Source organism: Myxococcus sp. AM009, assembly GCF_013372605.1.
In the GTDB taxonomy this organism is placed as follows: domain Bacteria; phylum Myxococcota; class Myxococcia; order Myxococcales; family Myxococcaceae; genus Myxococcus; species Myxococcus vastator.
Window position 1 is genome coordinate 1 of sequence record NZ_JABXEP010000155.1, and the last position, 18,541, is coordinate 18,541.

Annotated in this window: 18 protein-coding genes and 2 pseudogenes; 14 read left to right on the forward strand and 6 right to left on the reverse strand. The window is 70.5% G+C overall.

What is annotated here, in order from left to right:
* The 3 genes and pseudogenes from HV824_RS28920 to HV824_RS28930 all read right to left on the reverse strand — a co-directional run.
* Positions 1-284 (reverse strand): annotated as a pseudogene (locus HV824_RS28920) (energy transducer TonB); the annotation flags it as partial.
* A gap of 3 nt (positions 285-287) precedes the next feature.
* Positions 288-752, reverse strand: coding sequence for a protein TolR (gene tolR / locus HV824_RS28925; protein WP_176420985.1), 465 nt, complete (start codon positions 750-752; stop codon positions 288-290).
* 12 nt (positions 753-764) lie between these two features.
* Positions 765-1,475, reverse strand: coding sequence for a MotA/TolQ/ExbB proton channel family protein (locus HV824_RS28930; protein ID WP_011555704.1), 711 nt, complete (start codon positions 1,473-1,475; stop codon positions 765-767).
* Positions 1,476-1,741: 266 nt separating this feature from the next.
* On the opposite strand from HV824_RS28930, the gene HV824_RS28935 reads away from it, so the two are divergent.
* Positions 1,742-2,671 carry a hypothetical protein gene (locus tag HV824_RS28935; protein ID WP_368671050.1) on the forward strand — a complete coding sequence of 310 codons (930 nt, stop codon included), beginning with the start codon at positions 1,742-1,744 and terminating at the stop codon, positions 2,669-2,671.
* Positions 2,672-2,775: 104 nt separating this feature from the next.
* The gene (gene murI / locus HV824_RS28940) at positions 2,776-3,591 is read left to right on the forward strand and encodes a glutamate racemase (RefSeq protein WP_176420983.1); all 816 of its coding nucleotides are present in this window, start codon (positions 2,776-2,778) and stop codon (positions 3,589-3,591) included.
* Between the two features lie 7 nt (positions 3,592-3,598).
* On the opposite strand, the gene carF is transcribed toward murI, so the two are convergent.
* Positions 3,599-4,444, reverse strand: coding sequence for a plasmanylethanolamine desaturase (gene carF, locus HV824_RS28945; RefSeq protein WP_176424717.1), 846 nt, complete (start codon positions 4,442-4,444; stop codon positions 3,599-3,601).
* Positions 4,445-4,658: 214 nt separating this feature from the next.
* On the opposite strand from carF, the gene HV824_RS28950 reads away from it, so the two are divergent.
* From HV824_RS28950 to HV824_RS28995, 10 genes are all read left to right on the forward strand, one after another.
* Complete coding sequence (locus HV824_RS28950; protein ID WP_176420981.1) at positions 4,659-5,225, forward strand: hypothetical protein; 567 nt, start codon at positions 4,659-4,661, stop codon at positions 5,223-5,225.
* Positions 5,226-5,263: 38 nt separating this feature from the next.
* Entirely contained in the window at positions 5,264-5,956 is a 693-nt protein-coding gene (gene ftsE, locus HV824_RS28955) for a cell division ATP-binding protein FtsE (protein ID WP_163784107.1), read from the forward strand.
* Positions 5,953-6,855: an ABC transporter permease gene (locus HV824_RS28960; RefSeq protein WP_163784109.1), complete on the forward strand. Its 903-nt coding sequence runs from the start codon at positions 5,953-5,955 to the stop codon at positions 6,853-6,855. The genes ftsE and HV824_RS28960 overlap by 4 nt, the downstream gene beginning before the upstream one ends.
* Positions 6,789-7,982, forward strand: coding sequence for a peptidoglycan DD-metalloendopeptidase family protein (locus HV824_RS28965; protein ID WP_176420980.1), 1,194 nt, complete (start codon positions 6,789-6,791; stop codon positions 7,980-7,982). Before HV824_RS28960 ends, HV824_RS28965 begins: the two co-directional genes overlap by 67 nt.
* A 69-nt stretch (positions 7,983-8,051) precedes the next feature.
* Entirely contained in the window at positions 8,052-8,912 is an 861-nt protein-coding gene (locus HV824_RS28970) for an alpha/beta fold hydrolase (protein WP_176420979.1), read from the forward strand.
* 57 nt (positions 8,913-8,969) lie between these two features.
* The gene (locus tag HV824_RS28975) at positions 8,970-10,346 is read left to right on the forward strand and encodes a S41 family peptidase (RefSeq protein WP_176420978.1); all 1,377 of its coding nucleotides are present in this window, start codon (positions 8,970-8,972) and stop codon (positions 10,344-10,346) included.
* Positions 10,347-10,415: 69 nt separating this feature from the next.
* Positions 10,416-12,188 carry a PEGA domain-containing protein gene (locus HV824_RS28980; protein WP_176420977.1) on the forward strand — a complete coding sequence of 591 codons (1,773 nt, stop codon included), beginning with the start codon at positions 10,416-10,418 and terminating at the stop codon, positions 12,186-12,188.
* A 35-nt stretch (positions 12,189-12,223) separates the two neighbouring features.
* Positions 12,224-12,520: a hypothetical protein gene (locus HV824_RS28985; RefSeq protein WP_255208424.1), complete on the forward strand. Its 297-nt coding sequence runs from the start codon at positions 12,224-12,226 to the stop codon at positions 12,518-12,520.
* Between the two features lie 231 nt (positions 12,521-12,751).
* Complete coding sequence (locus HV824_RS28990) at positions 12,752-13,732, forward strand: D-alanine--D-alanine ligase (protein WP_176420976.1); 981 nt, start codon at positions 12,752-12,754, stop codon at positions 13,730-13,732.
* Between the two features lie 325 nt (positions 13,733-14,057).
* Positions 14,058-15,581 (forward strand): cellulose synthase family protein, encoded by a 1,524-nt coding sequence (locus HV824_RS28995; protein WP_176420975.1) that lies wholly within the window; start codon positions 14,058-14,060, stop codon positions 15,579-15,581.
* Between the two features lie 67 nt (positions 15,582-15,648).
* On the opposite strand, the gene HV824_RS29000 is transcribed toward HV824_RS28995, so the two are convergent.
* The gene (locus tag HV824_RS29000; RefSeq protein WP_176424719.1) at positions 15,649-16,191 is read right to left on the reverse strand and encodes a hypothetical protein; all 543 of its coding nucleotides are present in this window, start codon (positions 16,189-16,191) and stop codon (positions 15,649-15,651) included.
* 82 nt (positions 16,192-16,273) lie between these two features.
* Here HV824_RS29000 and HV824_RS29005 point away from each other — a divergent pair, with 82 nt between their 5' ends.
* Positions 16,274-17,317 (forward strand): PEGA domain-containing protein, encoded by a 1,044-nt coding sequence (locus tag HV824_RS29005; RefSeq protein ID WP_176420973.1) that lies wholly within the window; start codon positions 16,274-16,276, stop codon positions 17,315-17,317.
* A gap of 52 nt (positions 17,318-17,369) precedes the next feature.
* On the opposite strand, the gene HV824_RS29010 is transcribed toward HV824_RS29005, so the two are convergent.
* Positions 17,370-17,966 (reverse strand): hypothetical protein, encoded by a 597-nt coding sequence (locus HV824_RS29010; RefSeq protein ID WP_176420972.1) that lies wholly within the window; start codon positions 17,964-17,966, stop codon positions 17,370-17,372.
* 53 nt (positions 17,967-18,019) lie between these two features.
* Here HV824_RS29010 and HV824_RS29015 point away from each other — a divergent pair.
* Positions 18,020-18,541: pseudogene (locus HV824_RS29015) on the forward strand (aminopeptidase); the annotation flags it as partial.

Genomic DNA, 18,541 nt, shown 5'->3' on the forward strand with positions numbered 1-18,541 from the left:
GGGGGGGCCTCGGGAGCGGGCTTGGGCGCGTCCACCTTCTTGGGCGGCGGAGGGAGCTGCTCCTTGCGCGGCAGCAGCTTGGAGTCGCGCGGCTTGCCCAGGCGCACCAGCGTGGCGCGGATGGGCTTGGTGTCCAGGTCCACCTTGGGCGCGGCGGTGTAGCGCGCGTACGCGACCGCCGCCACCAGCACCAGGATGTGGCCCACGACGGACACCCCCACGAAGCGCGACAGCCGCGTGGAGCGCGTGACGAGCAGGCTGTGGCTGACCGCGGAGGGCGTCATGGGCTAGCGCTTCGCTTCCTTCTTGCCTTTGCCGCTGTTGGACGTCCGACCCCTGGTCGAAGGGTCCGTAATCATGCCCACGTTGCCGATGCCCGCGCGCTGCGCCGCGGCCATGACCTCCACCACCACCCCGTAAGGCACGTCCCGGTCCGCGTGGAGATAGACTTCCTTGTCGGCCTGCGCCTTGGCGTTGGCGGCGAGCTTCTGCTCCAGCTCCTCCAGCGCCACCTCCGCGTCACCGATGTAGACCTTGCGCCCCGCGTCGATGGAGAGGACCAGCTTCTTCTCCGTGGCCTCCACTGGCGCGGCCTTGGTCTCCGGCAGGTTCACCTTCACGCCCTGCTGGATGAGGGGCGCCGTCACCATGAAGATGATGAGCAGCACCAGCATCACGTCTACCATGGGCGTGACGTTGATTTCGCTCATCGTGGTGCGGCCACCGCCGCGGTTGCCTCCGCCCATTCCCATGGTGGCCCCCGGCTACCGGAAGAAGTGACGCTTGATGATGTTGAGGAAGTCCGCGGAGAAGTTCGACATCTCCGTGTCGAACACCTTGATGCGGCTGACGAACGAGTTGTAGGCGACCACCGCTGGAATCGCCGCGAACAGGCCCGCGGCGGTGGCGAAGAGCGCGTTGCCCACCGGCGCGGCCACGGTGGCCAGCGTCGCGTTGCCTTGCTCGGCAATCTGGTTGAACGCGCTCAGGATGCCGATGACGGTGCCGAACAGGCCCACGAAGGGCGAAGCGGCGCCCACGGTGCCCAGGAAGGACACCCGGTTCTCCAGCTCGGTGATTTGCGCCGTGGAGGCCCGGTGGAGCGCGCGCTCCACGTTCTCGATGCCGCCCAGCCGCTCGGCCAGCGCGCCTTCGGTGCCGCCCTCCTTGGCTTGCGCCAGCTTGGTCAGCTCCTCATAGCCAGCGCAGAAGACCTTCGAGAGCGGCGAGCCGTCCAGCTTCTGGGCCGTCTGGTAGATGGCCTCCAGGCGCGAGGCCTTCCAGAAGGTGTCGAGGAAGGTGAGAGACTGTGCGCGAGCCTTGGCGAGCTGGGACGCCTTCATGGCGATGAGGGCCCAGGAGGCCACGGATACGCCCATCAGGAGCAGGAGGACCGCCAGCTCGATGAGGGAGGCGTCGCGGATGATCTCCACGTAGTTCATGGCGCCAAGCGCCAGGGGCAGGTGGGGCGTCATGGGGAGCAGCGCGTAACACTCCGATAAGACAGGGTCAAACAATGGGGAAACGGTTGGTTACTTGAGCTGGATTGCCCATGGCGGTGAATAATTCCCGCGACCGCCCGTCGGACGAAGCTGAAACGGGCCGAACACCTCACCACCCCACCGACAGGTGCCCCATGAACTCCCGGTTGCTGATCGCATTCCTCTGCTTGTTTGCGATCCTCCCAGGCTGTGTCGTCCATGATGAGCCGTGCTGCGATGTGCCCCGGTACGAGGGGGATGTGACCTTCCGTTGGAGCTTCGGCGGGCTGCGCTGCGACGATGACCGCGCGGTCCGGGGCGTCAACGTCATCATCCCCGGCGAGCTGCTGGCCAACGACGGCCGCTATGACTGCCAGGCGAACGGCTTCGACGGCATCGTCCTCCACCGCTTCGCGCCGGGGACCTACTCGTTCCGCCTGGAGGGCGTCGGCTACACCAACGAGCTGCTGTATGAGACGCAGGGAACCTTCACCGTGGACGGCAACGTGACGGTGAACGTGGACCTGACCCCGGTGGGCCTGCCGCCGTCCTTCGCCTACCTGAGCTGGCTCTTCCCGGCGAACAGCTACAGCCCCAGCCCCAACTGCAACCAGGCGGGGATTACCCACGTCGAGGCGAGCGTGGATGGCGGTGACTGGGAGCGCTTCGAGTGCTGGGAGGGGCACGCCGCCAACCAGATCCGCACGCCGTACCTGGACCCGGGCTACCACGGCCTGGAGTTCGTCGCCATCGATAGGAACGGGCTGCCCTGGTACTACTTCGGGGGCGACATCCTCACCCAGGCGGGGCAGCCGACCTCCCACACGGCCTCGCTGTGGGCCATTGGCGGGGCCTCCGTGCGGTGGGAGCTGCGCTCGCGGCACGGATATCAGCTGACCTGCTACGCGGCGGGCCTGCAGCGGGTGGGCATCAACTTCCGCGACCTCTACACGGGCGAGCTGGTGTACGGCGACGTCGGCGACTGGCACGACTGCGTCGACGGCCCGAACGAAGCCTCGGTGGTGGTGTACCAGTTCCTGCGGCCCGGCCGGTACGTGGTGGAGATGTACGCCAGCGCGCTCGACGGTCGCGAGTACTTCTCGCCGGAGAACTCGCCCGTCATCGACGTGGTCGCCCACGAGTTCCCGGGCCCGAACTCCGCGCTGCCGGTGTACCTCATCGAGGACTGAGCGCGGCGGGACGGCGGGGAAGTGAGCGGAGGGCCGGGATGCTGCATCCCGGCCCTTCGTGCGTTCAGCGGGCGCTGGCATCAAACGTGATAGGGACACGCTCCATGCGGCAAGGCAGCCACAGTCCCATTGGTGTCTTCGATTCGGGCGTCGGAGGGCTCACCGTCCTCAAGGCCCTCATGTCCCGGCTCCCCCATGAGAGCACGGTGTACCTGGGGGACACCGCGCGGGTGCCCTACGGCACCAAGTCCGGCGAGGTGGTGACGCGCTACTCGCTCAAGAACGCGGAGTTCCTCCTGGAGCGCGGCATCAAGCTGCTGGTGGTGGCGTGCAACACCGCCTCGGCGGTGGCGCTGCCCGCGCTGGAGGCGGCGCTGCCGGTGCCGGTGGTGGGCGTCATCCTCCCCGGCGCGCGGGCGGCGCTGGCGCGCACGCAGGGCGGCGGGGTGGGTATCATCGGCACACCCGGCACCATCCGCTCGGGCGCCTACCAGCGCGCGCTCGAGTCCGCGGACCCGCGGGTGCGGGCGAAGGCCCGCGCCTGTCCGCTCTTCGTGCCGCTGGCGGAGGAGGGGTGGACCACGGGCGACGTGCCCCTGCTGGTGGCGCGCGACTACCTGGCCGAGTTCACCCGCGACGGCGTGGACACCCTGGTGCTGGGCTGCACGCACTACCCGCTGCTCAAGGGCGTCATCGCGGAGGTGGTGGGGCCCCAGGTGGCGCTGGTGGACTCGGCGGAGGCCACCGCGGACGCCGTGGCCGCGCTGCTGTCGGAGCGCGGCGGACTGGCGCCGGCGTCGCGAGGCACGCCCGAGCACGCGTACTACGTCACCGACGTGCCGGAGCGCTTCATGGAGGTGGGCGCCCGTTTCCTGGGCCGGCCCATCACCGCCGCGGAGCAGGTGGACCTGTCCTTCTGATAGGGGACTACGGCCGCGTGGAGGCGGGCTTCTCCTGCGCGGTGGCCTGGGTGAGCAGCTCCTTGGCCGCCTGGACCACCGGGGCCTCGTTGCCATTCTCGGCGACCACCAGCGCGCGCGCCGCCTCGGCGCCGATGTCGTCCTGGCGCGGCAGCAGGCCCGTGGCCCAGGTGATGAGGCGCTCGGCGGCGGGGAAGAAGTGGACCATCGTCAGCGGCTTGTTCATCCAGCCCACGGTGATGCAGTAGTACTTGTTGTACGGCTTGGTGTGGTGGATGCGGTGGTGGTCAGGGGGCAGGATGAGGTGCACGCGCTGGAGGAAGCCCACGAGCGCGGGCGGCGAGTCCAGGTGCGACCACTTGTGGAACTGATTGGTCGCCATCACCCAGAAAATCATCGCGCCGAGGAAGGACGCGCAGAACACCCAGCCCGGTCCGCTCATGGGCAGGCACAGGGCCATGATGGCCACTGGCAGGGAGATGAGGCAGTTGTTGCCGTTGGTCTCCACGAAGTCGTGGCGGGTGATGGCCTTCTCGTCCACGTGGTGCTCGCGGAAGGGGCGGATGAGCGCCTTGCCCAAAAGCGGCATCTCCGTGGAGCCCCACGTGTCGCCCATCCAGTGGACGAAGCCGGAGACGAAGTCCGCGGCGAGGTAGCCCAGCAGCACCGCGCTGAGCAGCAGCCACGTGCCCGCATAGGGGTTGCCCCACAGCCGGTACACCAGCGCCACCTCCAGGGAGATGAAGGAGACGATGGCCGCGATCTCCATCGCGCGGATGGCGGGCGAGTACCCCTGCGCCAGCACCTGGGCGTCTTGCTGACGCACCTTCTTTTCAATCGCTTGGGTCTTCATCCGGGCGTCCTGGCCGTTGATGGGGGCATGGGGAACCCCGTCCGTCAGCCTGTACGTATCCCAGCCGCTTTCAGCTTTTCAACGGAACTGCCGGGCAATCGCCGTGGCCTGCACGGTTGGTGGGCCAGGGAGCCAGGCGTGCAGGAAGGACGCGAGCAGGTCACGCTTACCTTGTGTCGTGCGGATGCGGCTGGTACGGTCCGCGACCTCGGCGATGACGAAAACCTTCGAAAAAGCCGTCACCGGCTTCAATCACAACATCAAGCACAAGGGGAAGGTCTACCACGTCCAGACCGAGGACTCGGGCGTCAACAACCCCCACATCATCACCCACCTGTTCGTGGGCGGGAACATCCTCGCGTCGAAGAAGACGTCCTACGCGGACATCCTCAACGCGGAGAACCTCGCGGAGGTCGTGCGTGAGTTGATGGAGGAGCAGCACAAGGAGATGCTGCGCAACCTCATCAACGGGGTGTACGACAGCTACGAGTCCATCGCCCGCAGCTACCAGCCCGGTCAGCTCGCGGCGGACATGGACCCCGCGCAGGTGAAGATGCAGCCCGGCCAGTCCATGGCGCAGCGGCCGCCTCCGCCTCCGCCTCCCGTGGCGGTTCCCGCGCCCATCGTGGTTCCTCCGGAGGTCGCCGCGGCGCGCGCCCTCAAGGAGAAGCCGAAGATCAACGAGATTGGCGTGGAGACGCTCTTCGGCGAGGACCTCATCTCGGAGAAGAGCCTGGACGAGGTCATCCTCAGCTACCTGGCGGGCGAGGGCGAGCAGTAGCCCGGGCGTGCTAGGCTGGCGGCCTCCCGCCCGCCGCCATGATTCAGTTCTTCCACGTATACAAGGCGTATCCCGGCGACCCACCGGTGTTGTCGGACATCAACCTCAACGTGGAGAAGGGCGAGTTCGTGTTCCTCACGGGCCCTTCGGGCGCGGGGAAGACGACGCTGCTGAAGCTCGTCTTCTGCGCGGAGAAGGCCACCAAGGGGCAGATTCTCGTGGGTGGCCGCAACATCGCCCGCATCCGTGAGTCCGCGGTGCCGTACCTGCGGCGCAACATCGGGGTGGTGTTCCAGGACTTCAAGCTGCTGCCACACCGGACGGTGGAGGACAACGTGTCCTTCACGCTGGACGTGCTGGGCGTGCCCCGCGCGGAGGCGCGCGAGAAGGTGCGGCGCATGCTCAAGCTGGTGGGGCTGGAGCACAAGGCGGGCTCGTACCCCCTGCGCCTGTCGGGTGGAGAGCAGCAGCGCGTGGTCATCGCGCGAGCGCTCGTCAATGACCCCACCATCCTCCTGGCGGACGAGCCCACCGGCAACCTGGACCCGGCGCTCACCGTCGAAATCATGGACCTGCTCACGCAGGTCAACGTGCGCGGCACCACGGTGATGGTGGCCACGCACGACGCGACGCTGCTGTCGCGCTACCAGAAGCGCACCGTGCGCCTGGAGCGCGGGCAGATTGTGTCCGACGAGGACGGCGTCAAGGCGGCGCGCCGGATGGTGGTATGAGCGCGCTGTCGAAGGTCACGTACTTCTGCCGCTCGGCGGCGGTGGGGCTGAAGCACTCGCCCTTCGTGCACTTCATCGCGGTGACGACCATCGCCATCGCCCTGTTCTCCGCGGGCATGGCCCGGGGCGCGGCGCGGGTGCTGGACAACCTCCTGGCGTCGCTCGGCGGCGAGGTGGAGGTGACGGTGTACCTGGCGCCCGAACTGGACGCGGACGAGGTCCACGGGGTGCGCTCCCTCGTGCTGGCGCTCAGCGGCGGTGAGGTGACGCTGGTGTCGCCGGACGCCGCGCTGTCGCGGCTGCGCTCGGAGCTGGGGGATTTGGGCGAGGCGCTGGCGGAGCTGCCGGAGAACCCGCTGCCGGTGTCGCTGGAGCTGCGCGTGCCGCCGGAGCGGCGCAACCCTGACGCGCTCCTGGCGCTGGCGAAGACGCTGCGAGCGGCGCCCGGCGTGGCGGGCGTGGACTATGGCGAGGCGGCGGTGCAGCGGCTGTCCGCCATCGCCCGGGCGCTGCGCTTCGGCTCGCTGGTGGCCTTCGCGGTGGTGCTGGGCGCCACCGTGGTCATCGTGGCGGCGACGCTGCAACTGGCCATCTATTCGCGGCGCGGCGAGATTGAAATCCAGAAGCTGGTGGGCGCCACGGACCGCTTCGTCAAGGCGCCCTTCCTGCTGGAGGGCCTGCTCCAGGGCGTGCTGGGCGCGGCGGTGGCGCTCTTCGGGCTGTGGGCCTTTGGCCGGGTGCTGGGGCCGACCCTGGGCGCGCTCTTCGCCTTCCTGTTGGGGCCCGGTGTCGCGGCGCCGTGGGTGGAGCCGCGGCTGGTGCTGGAGTTGCTGTGCGCTGGCTGCGGCCTGGGACTGGGCGGCAGCTTCGTCGCCGTGGGGCGCTTCCTCCGCGTATGAGCTGGCGCCTGCTGCTGGCACTGGGGCTGTGGGCCTCGACGGCCGTGGCGGCGGCTCCGGCGACGGCGGCGGAGGAGGCCGAACAGGCCGCGGTGCGTGAGCGGCTGAGCGCGCAGCGCGCGACGCTGGCGCTGGTGGAGGCGAAGAAGCTCTCCGTGCTGGAGGGCGTGGAGCTGATGCAGGAGATGGCCGCCTTCTCCCGTCGGCGCGTGCGCTCGCTGGAAGGGGACCTGGCGGTGTTCCGCCGGCGCGTGCTGCTGGCCGAGCGCGAGCAGGCCGTGCTGGCCGAGGCGCTGAAGCTGCAACTGCGCCGCCTGTCGCCGCGCCTGCGCACGCTGTACCGCCTGATGCGCCGCCGCCCGCTGGAGGTGCTGCTGTCGGCCGAGGACTTCGCCGCCCTGGTGTGGCGGGCCCGGGCGCTGGAGGCCAGCATGTCCGGCGACCTGGAGCTGCTGCGCACCGTGCAGCGCGTGGCGCGCTTGCAGCGTCAGGCGACACGCGAGCTGGAGCGGCTCCAGGCGTCGCTCGCCGCGCGGATGGTCTTCCTCCAGGAACAGGAGCGGCTGGCCCGCCTGCAGCAGGAGGGGCTGGAGGAGGTGGTGGGCGCGCTCGCGGGTGAGGCGGAGCTGGCCCGGCGCGCGGTGCGCGAGCTGGAGCAGGCCGACGCGGAGCTGACGCGCATGGTGCTGGACCTGAAGGAGCTGCCCGCGACGAGCGGCTTCGGCGCGCTGCGCGGCAAGCTCCCCCAGCCCGTCTCAGGCCTCGTGGAGGTGGGCTTCGGCAAGGTCGTCAACCCGCGCTTCAACACCGTCACCGTCCAGAAGGGCCTGGACATCCGCGCCGCCGCGGGCACGCCGGTGCGGGCCGTGGCCGAGGGCACCGTCGCCTATGCCGGCGCCCTGCGCGGCTACGGCAACCTGCTCATCCTGGACCACGGCGACGGCTACCACACCCTCATGGCCCACCTGTCCACCATCACCCCCGCGCTGGGCGGCAGGGTGCTCCCTGGAGACGTCGTGGGCGAGGTCGGGGATACCGGCTCCCTCAAGGGCGCCTACCTGTACTTCGAGGTGCGCAAGGGCGGGCAGGCGGTCGACCCCGCCCTGTGGCTGGCGCCAGGACCATAACGCGTTGCGGCAAGTTCGCGCGGACGTTGTTATCGTCGTGAAATCCTTCTGCGAGGAGCAGTCGAGCGCATGGACCTGATGGGCGGAATGCAAAAGGCGCTGCGGCACATGCTGGTGGCGCGGGGTGTCGAGTCCACGACGGTGCAGGTCGGCAGTCAGACGGTGCACCACTACGCGTTGGAGGGGCAGGGCAAGGGGCCGCCGGTGGTGCTGGTGCACGGCCTGGGCGGCTCGGCCAACGGCTTTGGACGCACGCTCTTCGGGATGGCGAAGCGCTTCTCCCGCGTGTACGCCCCGGACCTGCCAGGACACGGCTTCTCCGTGGAGTACTGCGGCGGAGAGGTGTGTGTGCGCAACCAGTTCGAGGTGCTGCGCACCTACGTGGAAGAGGTGGTGAAGGCGCCGGCCTTCGTGGTGGGCAACTCACTGGGGGGCGCCATGGCAGTGAACCTGGCGGCGGACCATCCCCAGTGGGTCCGCGCGCTGGCGCTGGTGGCCCCCGCGGGCGCGCAGCTGCCAGAGGCGGAGAACACCGCGCTGCTCAACTCGTTCGTCGTGAAGTCCCCCGCGGAGGCGCGGGCCTTCACGCGGCGCCTGTTCCACCGGCCGCCCCTGCCCGCGCTGCTGTTCGCCTACGAACTGCGGCACTTCTACGACACACCCACCGTGCGGGCGCTGACCGCGGAGGCGCTGGCCACGCGCGCCTGCCTGGAGCCGGAGCAGGTGCGCAACCTGGCCATGCCGCTGCTGTTCCTGTGGGGCGGCAGTGAGCGGCTGCTGCCGTCGGAGACGCTGAACTGGTACCGCGCCCACCTGCCCGCCCATGCGCAGGTGCGCGTGGTGGAGGGCTTCGGGCACGTGCCGCAGTTGGAGCGCCCGGACGAGCTGGTGTCGCACCTGGTGCGCTTCGCCGACTCGGCGGAGCTGTGAGGGCCGGGTAGACTGGTACGAGCCTTCCGGGGCCGCCCCGGGAAAGGACGTACCGACGTGACGGGTTCCTCCCAGCCATGGCGCTCGGCGCTGACCGCCTTCTTCCTCCTGGGTGCTTCGTGGGCGCAGGCCTCGGAGCCGCCCAGGAAGGACGCGGAGATTGCGGGCCGCGCGGAGCAGGCCGAGCGCGACGCCGCCACGTACCGGCAGCTGGAGGTGTTCGCGCGAGTGCTCTCCTACGTGGAGAACAACTACGTGGAGTCGCCGGACCGCCAGCGGCTCATGTACGGCGCCATCCAGGGCATGCTGGAGACGTTGGATCCGCACACGGTGTTCCTCCCGCCCGACGTGTTCCGGGAGATGAAAATCGACACCTCGGGCGAGTGGGGCGGCCTGGGCATCGAAATCGCGCGCAAGGGCGAGCGCATCGTGGTGGTGGCGCCCATCGACGACACCCCGGCGGCGCGCGCGGGCATCAAGGCCGGCGATGAGCTGGTCGGCATCGACGGTGAGCGGACCGAGGGCATGGACGTGGGGCGCGCGCTGCAGAAGATGCGCGGCCCCGCCGGCGGACGCGTGCTGCTGACCATCATGCGCGAGGGCTTCAGCGCGCCGCGCGAAATCGCCATCATCCGGGACCACATCCGCATCGTGTCCGTGGAGGGCGCGCTGCATGGCGGCATCGCCCACGTGAAGGTGAAGAACTTCCAGGACCGCACCGACCTGGACCTCCGCAAGGAGTTGGAGCGGCTGCGCGCGCTCAACGGCGGCAAGGAGCTGCGCGGGCTGGTGCTGGACCTGCGCAACAACCCGGGCGGGCTGCTGGACCAGGCGGTGGCGGTGAGTGACAGGTTCCTGCCGGGCAACCTGCCCATCGTCTCCACGCGGGGGCGGGATGGCCGGAGCGCCACCGTGGAGCGCAGCAAGGACCGCGACACGGAGAAGGATTACCCCGTCGTGGTGCTGGTCAACGCGGGCAGCGCCTCCGCGTCCGAAATCGTGGCGGGCGCGCTCCAGGACCACGGCCGCGCGAGCATCCTGGGCACGCCCACCTTCGGCAAGGGCAGCGTCCAGACGGTCATCGAGTTGGAGGACGGCTCCGGGCTGAAGCTGACGATTGCCCGCTACTACACGCCCAAGGGCCGCAGCATCCAGGAGCGCGGCATCACCCCGGACTTCCTCGTCCCCGACGCGCCGGGAGGCAAGGTGCCGCGCGACGTGGTGCGGGAGAAGGACCTGCGGCGCCACTTCCGCGCCGAGCCGACGGCCGCGACCGAGCCCGCCGCGCCCCAGCAGCGAGGCCTGCCGGAGAACCTCAAGCCCTGGGACGTCACCGCGAAGCTGGAGGACCATCCCTTGAGGGTCGCCCTGGACTATCTCCACGGCATGACCTCCGCTCCCGCGCGCGCGCCGGCCCGGGCAGCGGGTCGTTGAGGACTCCTTCTCACTTGCATTTCACCGCGCAGTCCGTTTGATGCGCAACGAGCCAAAGGTGAACGAGAGATGCGACCTTCGAATGTGCGAGCGGTTCACGCCGCGTTGAGTGGATGGCTGGTGGGACTGCTGGCCGTGGGACCCGCGGCGGCGCAGACGCCGGTGTCCTCGCGGCTGGTGCCCCGGGCCTTGAGCGCGGCGACGGCGGAGGCGCCGGCCGACGCGGCGACGGTCACCGTGGTGGCCATCGCGCTGGACGCGGCGGCCCGTGGCGACGCGGCCCGGCTGGCGCGCGAGGCGGAAGAGGCGGTGACGCGCTCGGGGCGGCTGAAGCTGGTGCGCCTGGCGGACGCGCTGGACGCGGACGGGCAGCGCGAGCGCCAGGCCCGTGAGGTGGAGGCCGCCGCGGCGATGAAGGCGGGCCAGCGCGCCTACGACGAGCTCGACACCGAGAAGGCGCTCGAGCACTTCGACAAGGCGGTGCGCGGCTACGAGGGCGCCGACCTCTCCCAGCGCTTCACCGAGCTGAGCCGCGCGCGGGTGCTGAAGGCCGCGTCGCAGGTGGCCAACGGTGAAAACACCGCCGCGCAGCTGGAGATTCGCACCGCGCTGGCGCTGAACCCGGAGGCGCGCTTCTCGCCCAACTTCTTCCCGCCGGAGGAGATGACCTTCGTGGAGAAGGAGCGCAAGGCGGTGCTCACCGGCGCCAAGGCGAGCCTGCGCGTGAGCACCGAGCCGGTGCCGGCCCAGGTGTTCGTGGACGGCCAGTTCCGGGGCATCTCGCCGGTGGACGTCGCCGACCTCACGGCCGCCGACCACTACGTGACGGTGGTGGCGCCGGGCTACGCGCTGACGCAGCGCCGGGAGCGCGAAGGCGAGGTCAGCCTGACGCTGGCCCCCGTGGCGGCGCAGAAGGGCCTGCAGACATTCACCGAGCAGGCGGCGCGCAAGCCGGAGAGCCCGGAGCGCGACGCGGCCCTGCGTGAACTGGGGACGCTCGCGGGCGTGTCCCAGGTGCTGGCGCTGCTGGTGCGCGGCGGCGCCGGGGCGGCGCCGCTGGAGGTGACGGGCCTGCGCCTGGACGTGTCGGATGGCCACAACCAGGCCTACGCGCTGGGGACGGTGCCGCGCGGGGAGGGGCTGGTGGGCGGCTCGCAGGCGCTGCTGGCGCAGCTGGTGTCGGCGGATGCGCCGCGCCAGGGCGGCAAGCCGGTGACGCACTTCGCGGGGGGCATCAGCACCACGCGCCGCACCGTGGGCTACGTGCTGATGGCCACCGGCGTGGCGCTGCTGGCCGGCGGCGTCTACTTCGGCATGGAGGCCTCCGCGAAGTCGGATGACTTCAAGCGCGCGGCGCAGAACAGCAGCCGCGCCCAGGACATCAAGAGCACGGGCAAGTCGTACGCGCTGGTGGCCGACGTCGGCATCCTCCTGGGCCTCGCGTCGGCGGGCGCGGGCGGCTACCTGGCCTTCGCCAAGGGCGGCAGCGGCGGCTCCAAGTCGCCTCCCCGGGCGCCCCGTGCCACGCCGGCGTCGGAGCCCGCCGCGACGAAGGAGGCGTTGCCCATGCCTCCGCCTCCCGCGCAGGCGGTGCCCGCCTCCACGCAGACGCAGTCCGACACGCGCGCGCAGGACGACGAGGCGCAGAAGCGTGAGGAGGAGCTGCGCAAGCGCCGTGAAGAGGTGGAGCGCCAGCGCCAGGAGTTGGAGGAGCGGCGCAAGCAGGAGGAGGCCGCGGCGCAGCGCGAGGAAGAAGAGCGGCGGCGGCAGGAGGAGCGGCGGCGACAGGAAGAGAAGAAGAAGCGGCCCGCACTCGACGAAGACGATCTCCGGAACTACTAGCCATGCGCCGTCCCTTGCGAAACCTCGTTGCTTTCATGGCCCTGGGTACCGGGCTGTCCGCGTGCAGCCTCCTCGTCGATTTCGACGAGGAAGGGCAGCCCTGCGATGAGCTCTACCAGTGCCTGGAGGGCTACACCTGCGTCGACAACGCGTGCGTCTCCGACGACGCCGCGCCGTCCGACGGGGGCGCCGATGGCGGCTTCAACTCGGACGCGGGCACCAGTGATTCGGACGCGGGCGCCGATGCGGGCTCGGAGGATCCGGATGCGGGGAACCCCGCGGACTCGGGAACCGGGCCGACGCAGCCCGTGCCCGACCACCCGTCGAGCTGAGCCCTGCTGACACGGCCCTCAATGGGCGGGGCTGGGGAAGTCCATCCCCGGTGCACCGCTCCCGTGGCCGGAAGACCACGCCGTGGCCTGTAGGACACGCCCGCTCGCCTGCCATCATGCGGGCGGTGTGGCGCACTCGCGGGGGCGGCGCACGCCAGGCCCCGCTCCGCCAGGCCGCCCCGTGGCTGGCATCATCCGTGCTCTGTGCTCCGCCCAGGAGGCAACATCGACATGGGCAAGCGCGTGGGAGTGCTGATGGGCGGGTGGGGCGAGGAGCGGGAGATTTCGCTCAAGACGGGAGAGGCCGTGGTGGCGGCGCTCGAGTCCCGAGGCCATCAGGTGACTCGCATCTTCGCGGGGCCGGGCCTGGACCGGGCGCTGCGCGCGGCCGAACTGGACGTGGCCTTCGTCGCGCTCCACGGGCGCATGGGCGAGGACGGCCGGGTGCAGGGCCTGCTGGAGCTGCTGGAGCTGCCGTACACGGGCTCGGGCGTGCTGGCGTCGGCGCTGGCCATGAACAAGCCCTTCGCCAAGCGGCTCTTCCGCCTGCACAACCTGGCCACGCCCCAGGGCTACACGGTGGCGCGCGAGGACGCGTGGCGCGTCCCGGCCCTGCACGGCGACCTGGGCTTCCCGTGCGTGGTGAAGCCCGCGTGCGGCGGCTCGTCGGTGGGGCTGGCCGTGGTGCGTGCGCCGGAGGCGCTGGCGTCCGCGGTGGCGCAGGCCAGCCGGTTCGGCGGCGAGGCCCTGGTGGAGCGCTACGTGGCGGGCCGTGAAGTCACGGTGGGCCTCCTCGGCGGCCAGGTGCTGGGCAGCTGCGAGGTGGCCACGCCGCGCGAGGGCTTCGACTTCGACGCCAAGTACAAGGGCGGGGCCGCGTACTTCTGCCCACCCCGGCTGTCCCCCACGCGCGTGGCCAACGTGGAGGCCCTGGCGCTGGCGGCCTACCGCGCGCTGGGCTGCCGCGGGCAGGCGCGGGTGGACCTGCTGTGCTCGGACACGGAGAACGACGTGGTGCTGGAGGTGAACACGCTGCCGGGCTTCACCCCTACCAGCCTGCTGCCGAAGATCGCCGCCAGGGCCGGGCTGGACTTCGCCGCGCTGACGGAGCGCATCCTGGCGCTCGCCACCCGCGATGAGGCCGGAATCCTGGAAGCCCCCGCCGTGGAGACCCCGCCGGACCTGGCCGCGCCGCTCCTGGCCGTGAGCTGACCCCTCAGGTCGGTCAACCCCTGGCGTTGTTTCAACCCCGGCGCCAGGGCCACAAGCTGGGTGTGATAGGAGTGACGCAGGGTGTCAGGCGCCCGTGAACGGAACGTTCAATTCCGGGGAATAGTTTGACACGGCCTTGAACGCGTTCCTATTGTCCGGCGCCGATCACTCCCCGAAGGTCAAAACCTTGTCATTTCGGGTACATACGATGTGGGGGCTTGGACGACCCATCTCGCGGCGGTACGCGCGAGACGGAATCAGCCGGGCCGACCCGCACGGAAGGACCGCAGGCCCTCTGGGCTGTGGCAGGGGTTGAGCGTCACCGATGACCACCGTCGAGATCATCTTTCTGGGCGTTTATTTCAGTCTCCTGGGCGTGCTTGGAGTCTACGGCTCGCACAGGTACCGAATGGCGTTCCTGTACTACCGGCACAAGTTCAAGCTGCCGACGCCGAAGGGCGCGCTGGAGTCGTTGCCCAAGGTCACCATCCAGCTCCCCATCTTCAATGAGATGTACGTGGTGGAGCGACTGGTGGAGTCGGTGTGCCGCATCGACTACCCGCGCGACCTGCTCGAAATCCAGGTCCTGGACGATTCGACGGACGAGACGTGCGGCATCGCCCGTGCGTGCGTGGAGCGCCAGCGCCTGAAGGGCCACGACATCGTCTACATCCACCGCACCAACCGCCAGGGCTTCAAGGCGGGGGCGCTGGAGAACGGCCTGAAGCTGGCGAAGGGCCAGTTCGTGGCGGTGTTCGACGCGGACTTCGTGCCCAGCCCGGACTTCCTGACGCGCACCGTGCCGTTCTTCTCGGACGACAAGGTGGGCATGGTGCAGGTGCGCTGGGGCCACCTCAACCGCGAGTTCTCCCTGCTGACGCAGGCCCAGAGCATCTTCCTGGACGGGCACTTCATCATCGAGCACACCGCCCGCAACCGCTCTGGCTGCTTCTTCAACTTCAACGGCACCGCGGGCATCTGGCGCCGTGACACGATCTCCGACGCGGGCGGCTGGCAGCACGACACGCTCACCGAGGACCTGGACCTGAGCTACCGCGCCCAGCTCAAGGGCTGGCAGTTCGTGTTCCTCCCGGAGGTCATCTCCCCGGCCGAGGTGCCGGTGGACATGAACGCCTTCAAGAGCCAGCAGCACCGCTGGGCCAAGGGCTCCATCCAGACGGCGAAGAAGCTGCTGCCCACCATCCTCAAGAGCGACCTGCCGCTGCTCGTGAAGCGCGAGGCCTTCTTCCACCTCACCAACAACATGGCCTACCTGTTGATGGTGCTGCTGTCGGTGCTGATGCCCATCAGCATGGTGGTGCGCTTCCAGCACGGCCTGTACGGCACGCTCTTCCTGGACCTGCCCTTCTTCCTCACGGCCACCGCCAGCGTCTGCTTCTTCTACGTGGCGGCGCAGCGTGAGCGCGGCGCGAAGGGGTGGGAGCGGGTGAAGTACCTGCCCTTCCTCATGAGCCTGGGCATCGGCCTGGCCATCAGCAACGCCAAGGCCGTGGCGGAGGCGCTGCTCAACCAGCAGTCCGGCTTCGCGCGCACGCCGAAGACGGGCGCCGAGGGCAAGAAGGCCGTCACCATCAAGAAGGCGTACCGGGGCAGCAAGACGCTGCTGCCGCTGGTGGAGCTGCTGTTCGCCGCGTACTTCACCGGCGCGCTGTGGTTCGCCATCGACGCGCGCATCTACACGTCGGTGCCCTTCATCGTCCTGTTCCTGGCGGGCTTCCTGTACGTGGGCAGCTCCAGCCTGCTGCAGGGCCTGTCCGGCCGGATGAAGCTGGTGGAGTCCACCCCCGCGGTGGACACCCCCGACGAGCAGCCCCGCCGCGCGGCCTGAGCGGCGTCCTCACTTCGGGAAGACGGGGGTGAGGCTGGCACCGCGCCGCCTCACCCCTTTCGCGTTTCTAGGTGCCCGCGTCCGGCGAGCTGCCCGCGTCCGGCGGGCCCCGCAGCAGCACCTGCTCCATCCGTACGCTGGGGGCGCCCGCGGGGGCCGTGCGGCAGTCCTCGTCAATGGAGGTGCTGGTCGCCGAGCGCAGCGTCAGGCCCGCGTCCGTGCACCGCACCACCTCTGTCGGAAAAGTGACGGGGCAGGGCGTCCCGGCGCCGGAGAAGCCGGTGGCGCGCGTTTCGCCCACGAAGCCCGCGGGGGTGCGCCGCAGGACGATGGACGGCGAGCCCGCGTCCGGGGCGTCCACCACCTCCGAGTCATGGGCGCGGACGACGGCGAAGGAGAGCGTGCCGCCGTCATCGTCACCGTAGTACCGGAAGGCGGGGTTCCCCGCGTGGTGGTACTCGCCGCCCTGGTTCTGCTCGCAGCCCGCGGGAATCTTCACCGCGGGGGGCGCGGGGGGCGCGGGCACCGTCCTAGGCGGCGCCTTCGCGGTGCACGCTGTGAGGGAGAGGACGCTGAGGTGGAGGGCCAGTGTGGGCAGGACGCGGTGCATGGGGGCGGATATTCTCCCAATCGGCGGGGCGCTGGGACTCTGTTTGATTCCCTTGGGATGACTCTCTAACCTTCGGTTCGTCATGAGCCTCCACCGCATCGTCGTCTTCGCCCTGGTGACTGTCCTGGCCGCCCCTTCGGCCGCGCTCGCGCAGGATGACTTCCTGGCGCCGCTCACCACGCCGTCGAAGCCCAAGACGGGCAAGCCCAAGCCCAAGGTGGTGAAGAAGAAGCCCGCCAAGAGGCCCGTGCGCGCGAAGGCGCCCGCGAGGGGGAAGAAGAAGCCCGCGGCCCAGGACGACCTGCTGCTGGCGCCGCTGACGCCCGCGAAGACGGAGGTGCTCGTCCGCATGACGGGCAACGTGCGCGGCGCGAAGCTGTTCGTGGATGGGAAGGAGTTCGGCGTCCTCTCCTCGGCCGTCGTGCCGGTGGAGGTCCGCCCGGGCGAGCACCACCTGGTGGTGCGCCGGGTGGGCTACGCCGACTTCACGCGGCGCATCGACGTGAAGGCGGGCACGCAGGCGGAGGTGCTGGTGTCCATGGACGCCACCATGGGCTTCGCCACGCTGACGGCGGACGTGGCGGACGCGGTGGTGATGGTGGACGGGCAGAAGGTGGGCGCCGTGCCGCAGGCCAACGTGCTGCTGCGCCCGGGCTCGCGCGAGGTGGAGTTCCGGGCCCCGGGCTTCAAGCCGGACGTGCACAACATCACCGTGTTCGCGGGACGGAGCTACGAGGTGACGGGCAACCTGCGGCCCCTGCTGGACACGTCCGTGGCCACCGCCGACGTGCCGAAGAGCCCGGTGTTGGAGCCGTCCTCCAGGCTGGACCCCGACGACGAGCCGGCCCCGGGCCTGTCGTTCGCGGAGGACCCGGCGACGCCCGAGGTGGAGGGCTCCAAGCCCTGGTATGGCCGCTGGTACGTGTGGGCCGGCATTGGCGCGGTGGTGGCCGCCGGCACGGTGGGCGCGGTGATGGCGACGCAGGGCGGTGGCGCCAACCCGCTGAGCCCCACGGACGTGTGCGGCCCGGCCGGGTGTGACGCGGTGCTGGGCGGCATCCGCTCGGTGCGCGGTGGAGGCGCGGGGCTTCAGGCGCCCGCTCCCGCCGGAGCGCTGCGCTTCTGATGCGGTCGTGAAGCGTCCCGCCCTCGACGTGGGCGGGACGGCGCCACGGGTTCTACTGGTCGCGCAGGTCGTCGTTATCGGCGCGGCTGCCCGGGGCGAGCAGCAGGTACACGTCGCTCACCCGTCCCACGCCCCAGGTGTCCAGCGCGGTCGCGCGGACCTGGAAGGGGGCGGCGTCGGGCAGCAGGTGGGTGATGTCCACCTCGCCCGCTTCGAAGGTGAAGGCGCGGCGCCCCACGCTGTCCACCAGCTCCCGGCCCATGTGGACCGCCTCGGTGAAGCCCACGGTGGCGCGCCGGGTCACCTGTCCACGGGCGTCCAGCACCTCCAGCAGCAGGAAGTTGTCCACGGAGATGCCGAGCGTGCCCTTCGCGTCGCCGTAAAGACGGGCCCGGTGTCCGCCCAGGCTCAGCGTGGGCGTCTGGCCGGTGGCGACGACACGCGGCGTGCGCTCACCCTCGGTGGCGTCCACCTCCACGTCTTCGCGCAGCTGGGTCAGCGTGTGGGTCTCCCGGGCGGGCGTGTCCAGCAGGAGCCGAACGGCGCGGGGCTCGGTCGAGGTGGAGGTGGGCGTAGCCGAGGCGGGCACCTGCCGCGCACAGGCCATCAGCCCCAGGGCGGCGGCCATGACGAGCGTTCGAGAATGCATGGGAGGTCCAGGGTAGATGAGCAGGGGTGACCCGGGTCAATTAGCATGGCCGCATGCGGACCTTCCTCCATGGGTGCCTGCTGTGGTGTGTGCTCTCCGGGACGCTGGCGTGGGGCAATGCGCCCGCTGACCCCCCGGCCTCACCCGAGGTGCAGCTGTGCCTCCAGCACCTGAAGCCCGCCGAGCGTGAGCGGGCCGCGAAGGCGCTGGGGCCGCTGGAGGAGCTGCCGCTCTACCGCGTGCAGCTGGAGGTGGACCCGGAGGCCCGCGGGGTGAAGGGCCGGGTGCAGGTGGAGGTGCTGGCCCGGAAGCACCCCCTCACCGAGCTGTACCTCCGGCTGACGCCCAACGCGCAGGGCCGCCGGTTGACGCTGTCGGACGCGAAGCTGGGCGGCCGGCCCGTCAAGCTGGAGCGGCCGGAGCCCACGCTGTACCGCCTGTCGCTGGAGTCCGAGCCCGTGCCGCCGGGCGCCGCCGCGGTGCTGGACGTCGCGGTGGAGGGCCTGGTGCCGCGCGCCGCCGCGCCCTCGGGTGGCGCCGCGGGAGGACTCCTCGGCGGGTTGATGGGCGGTGGG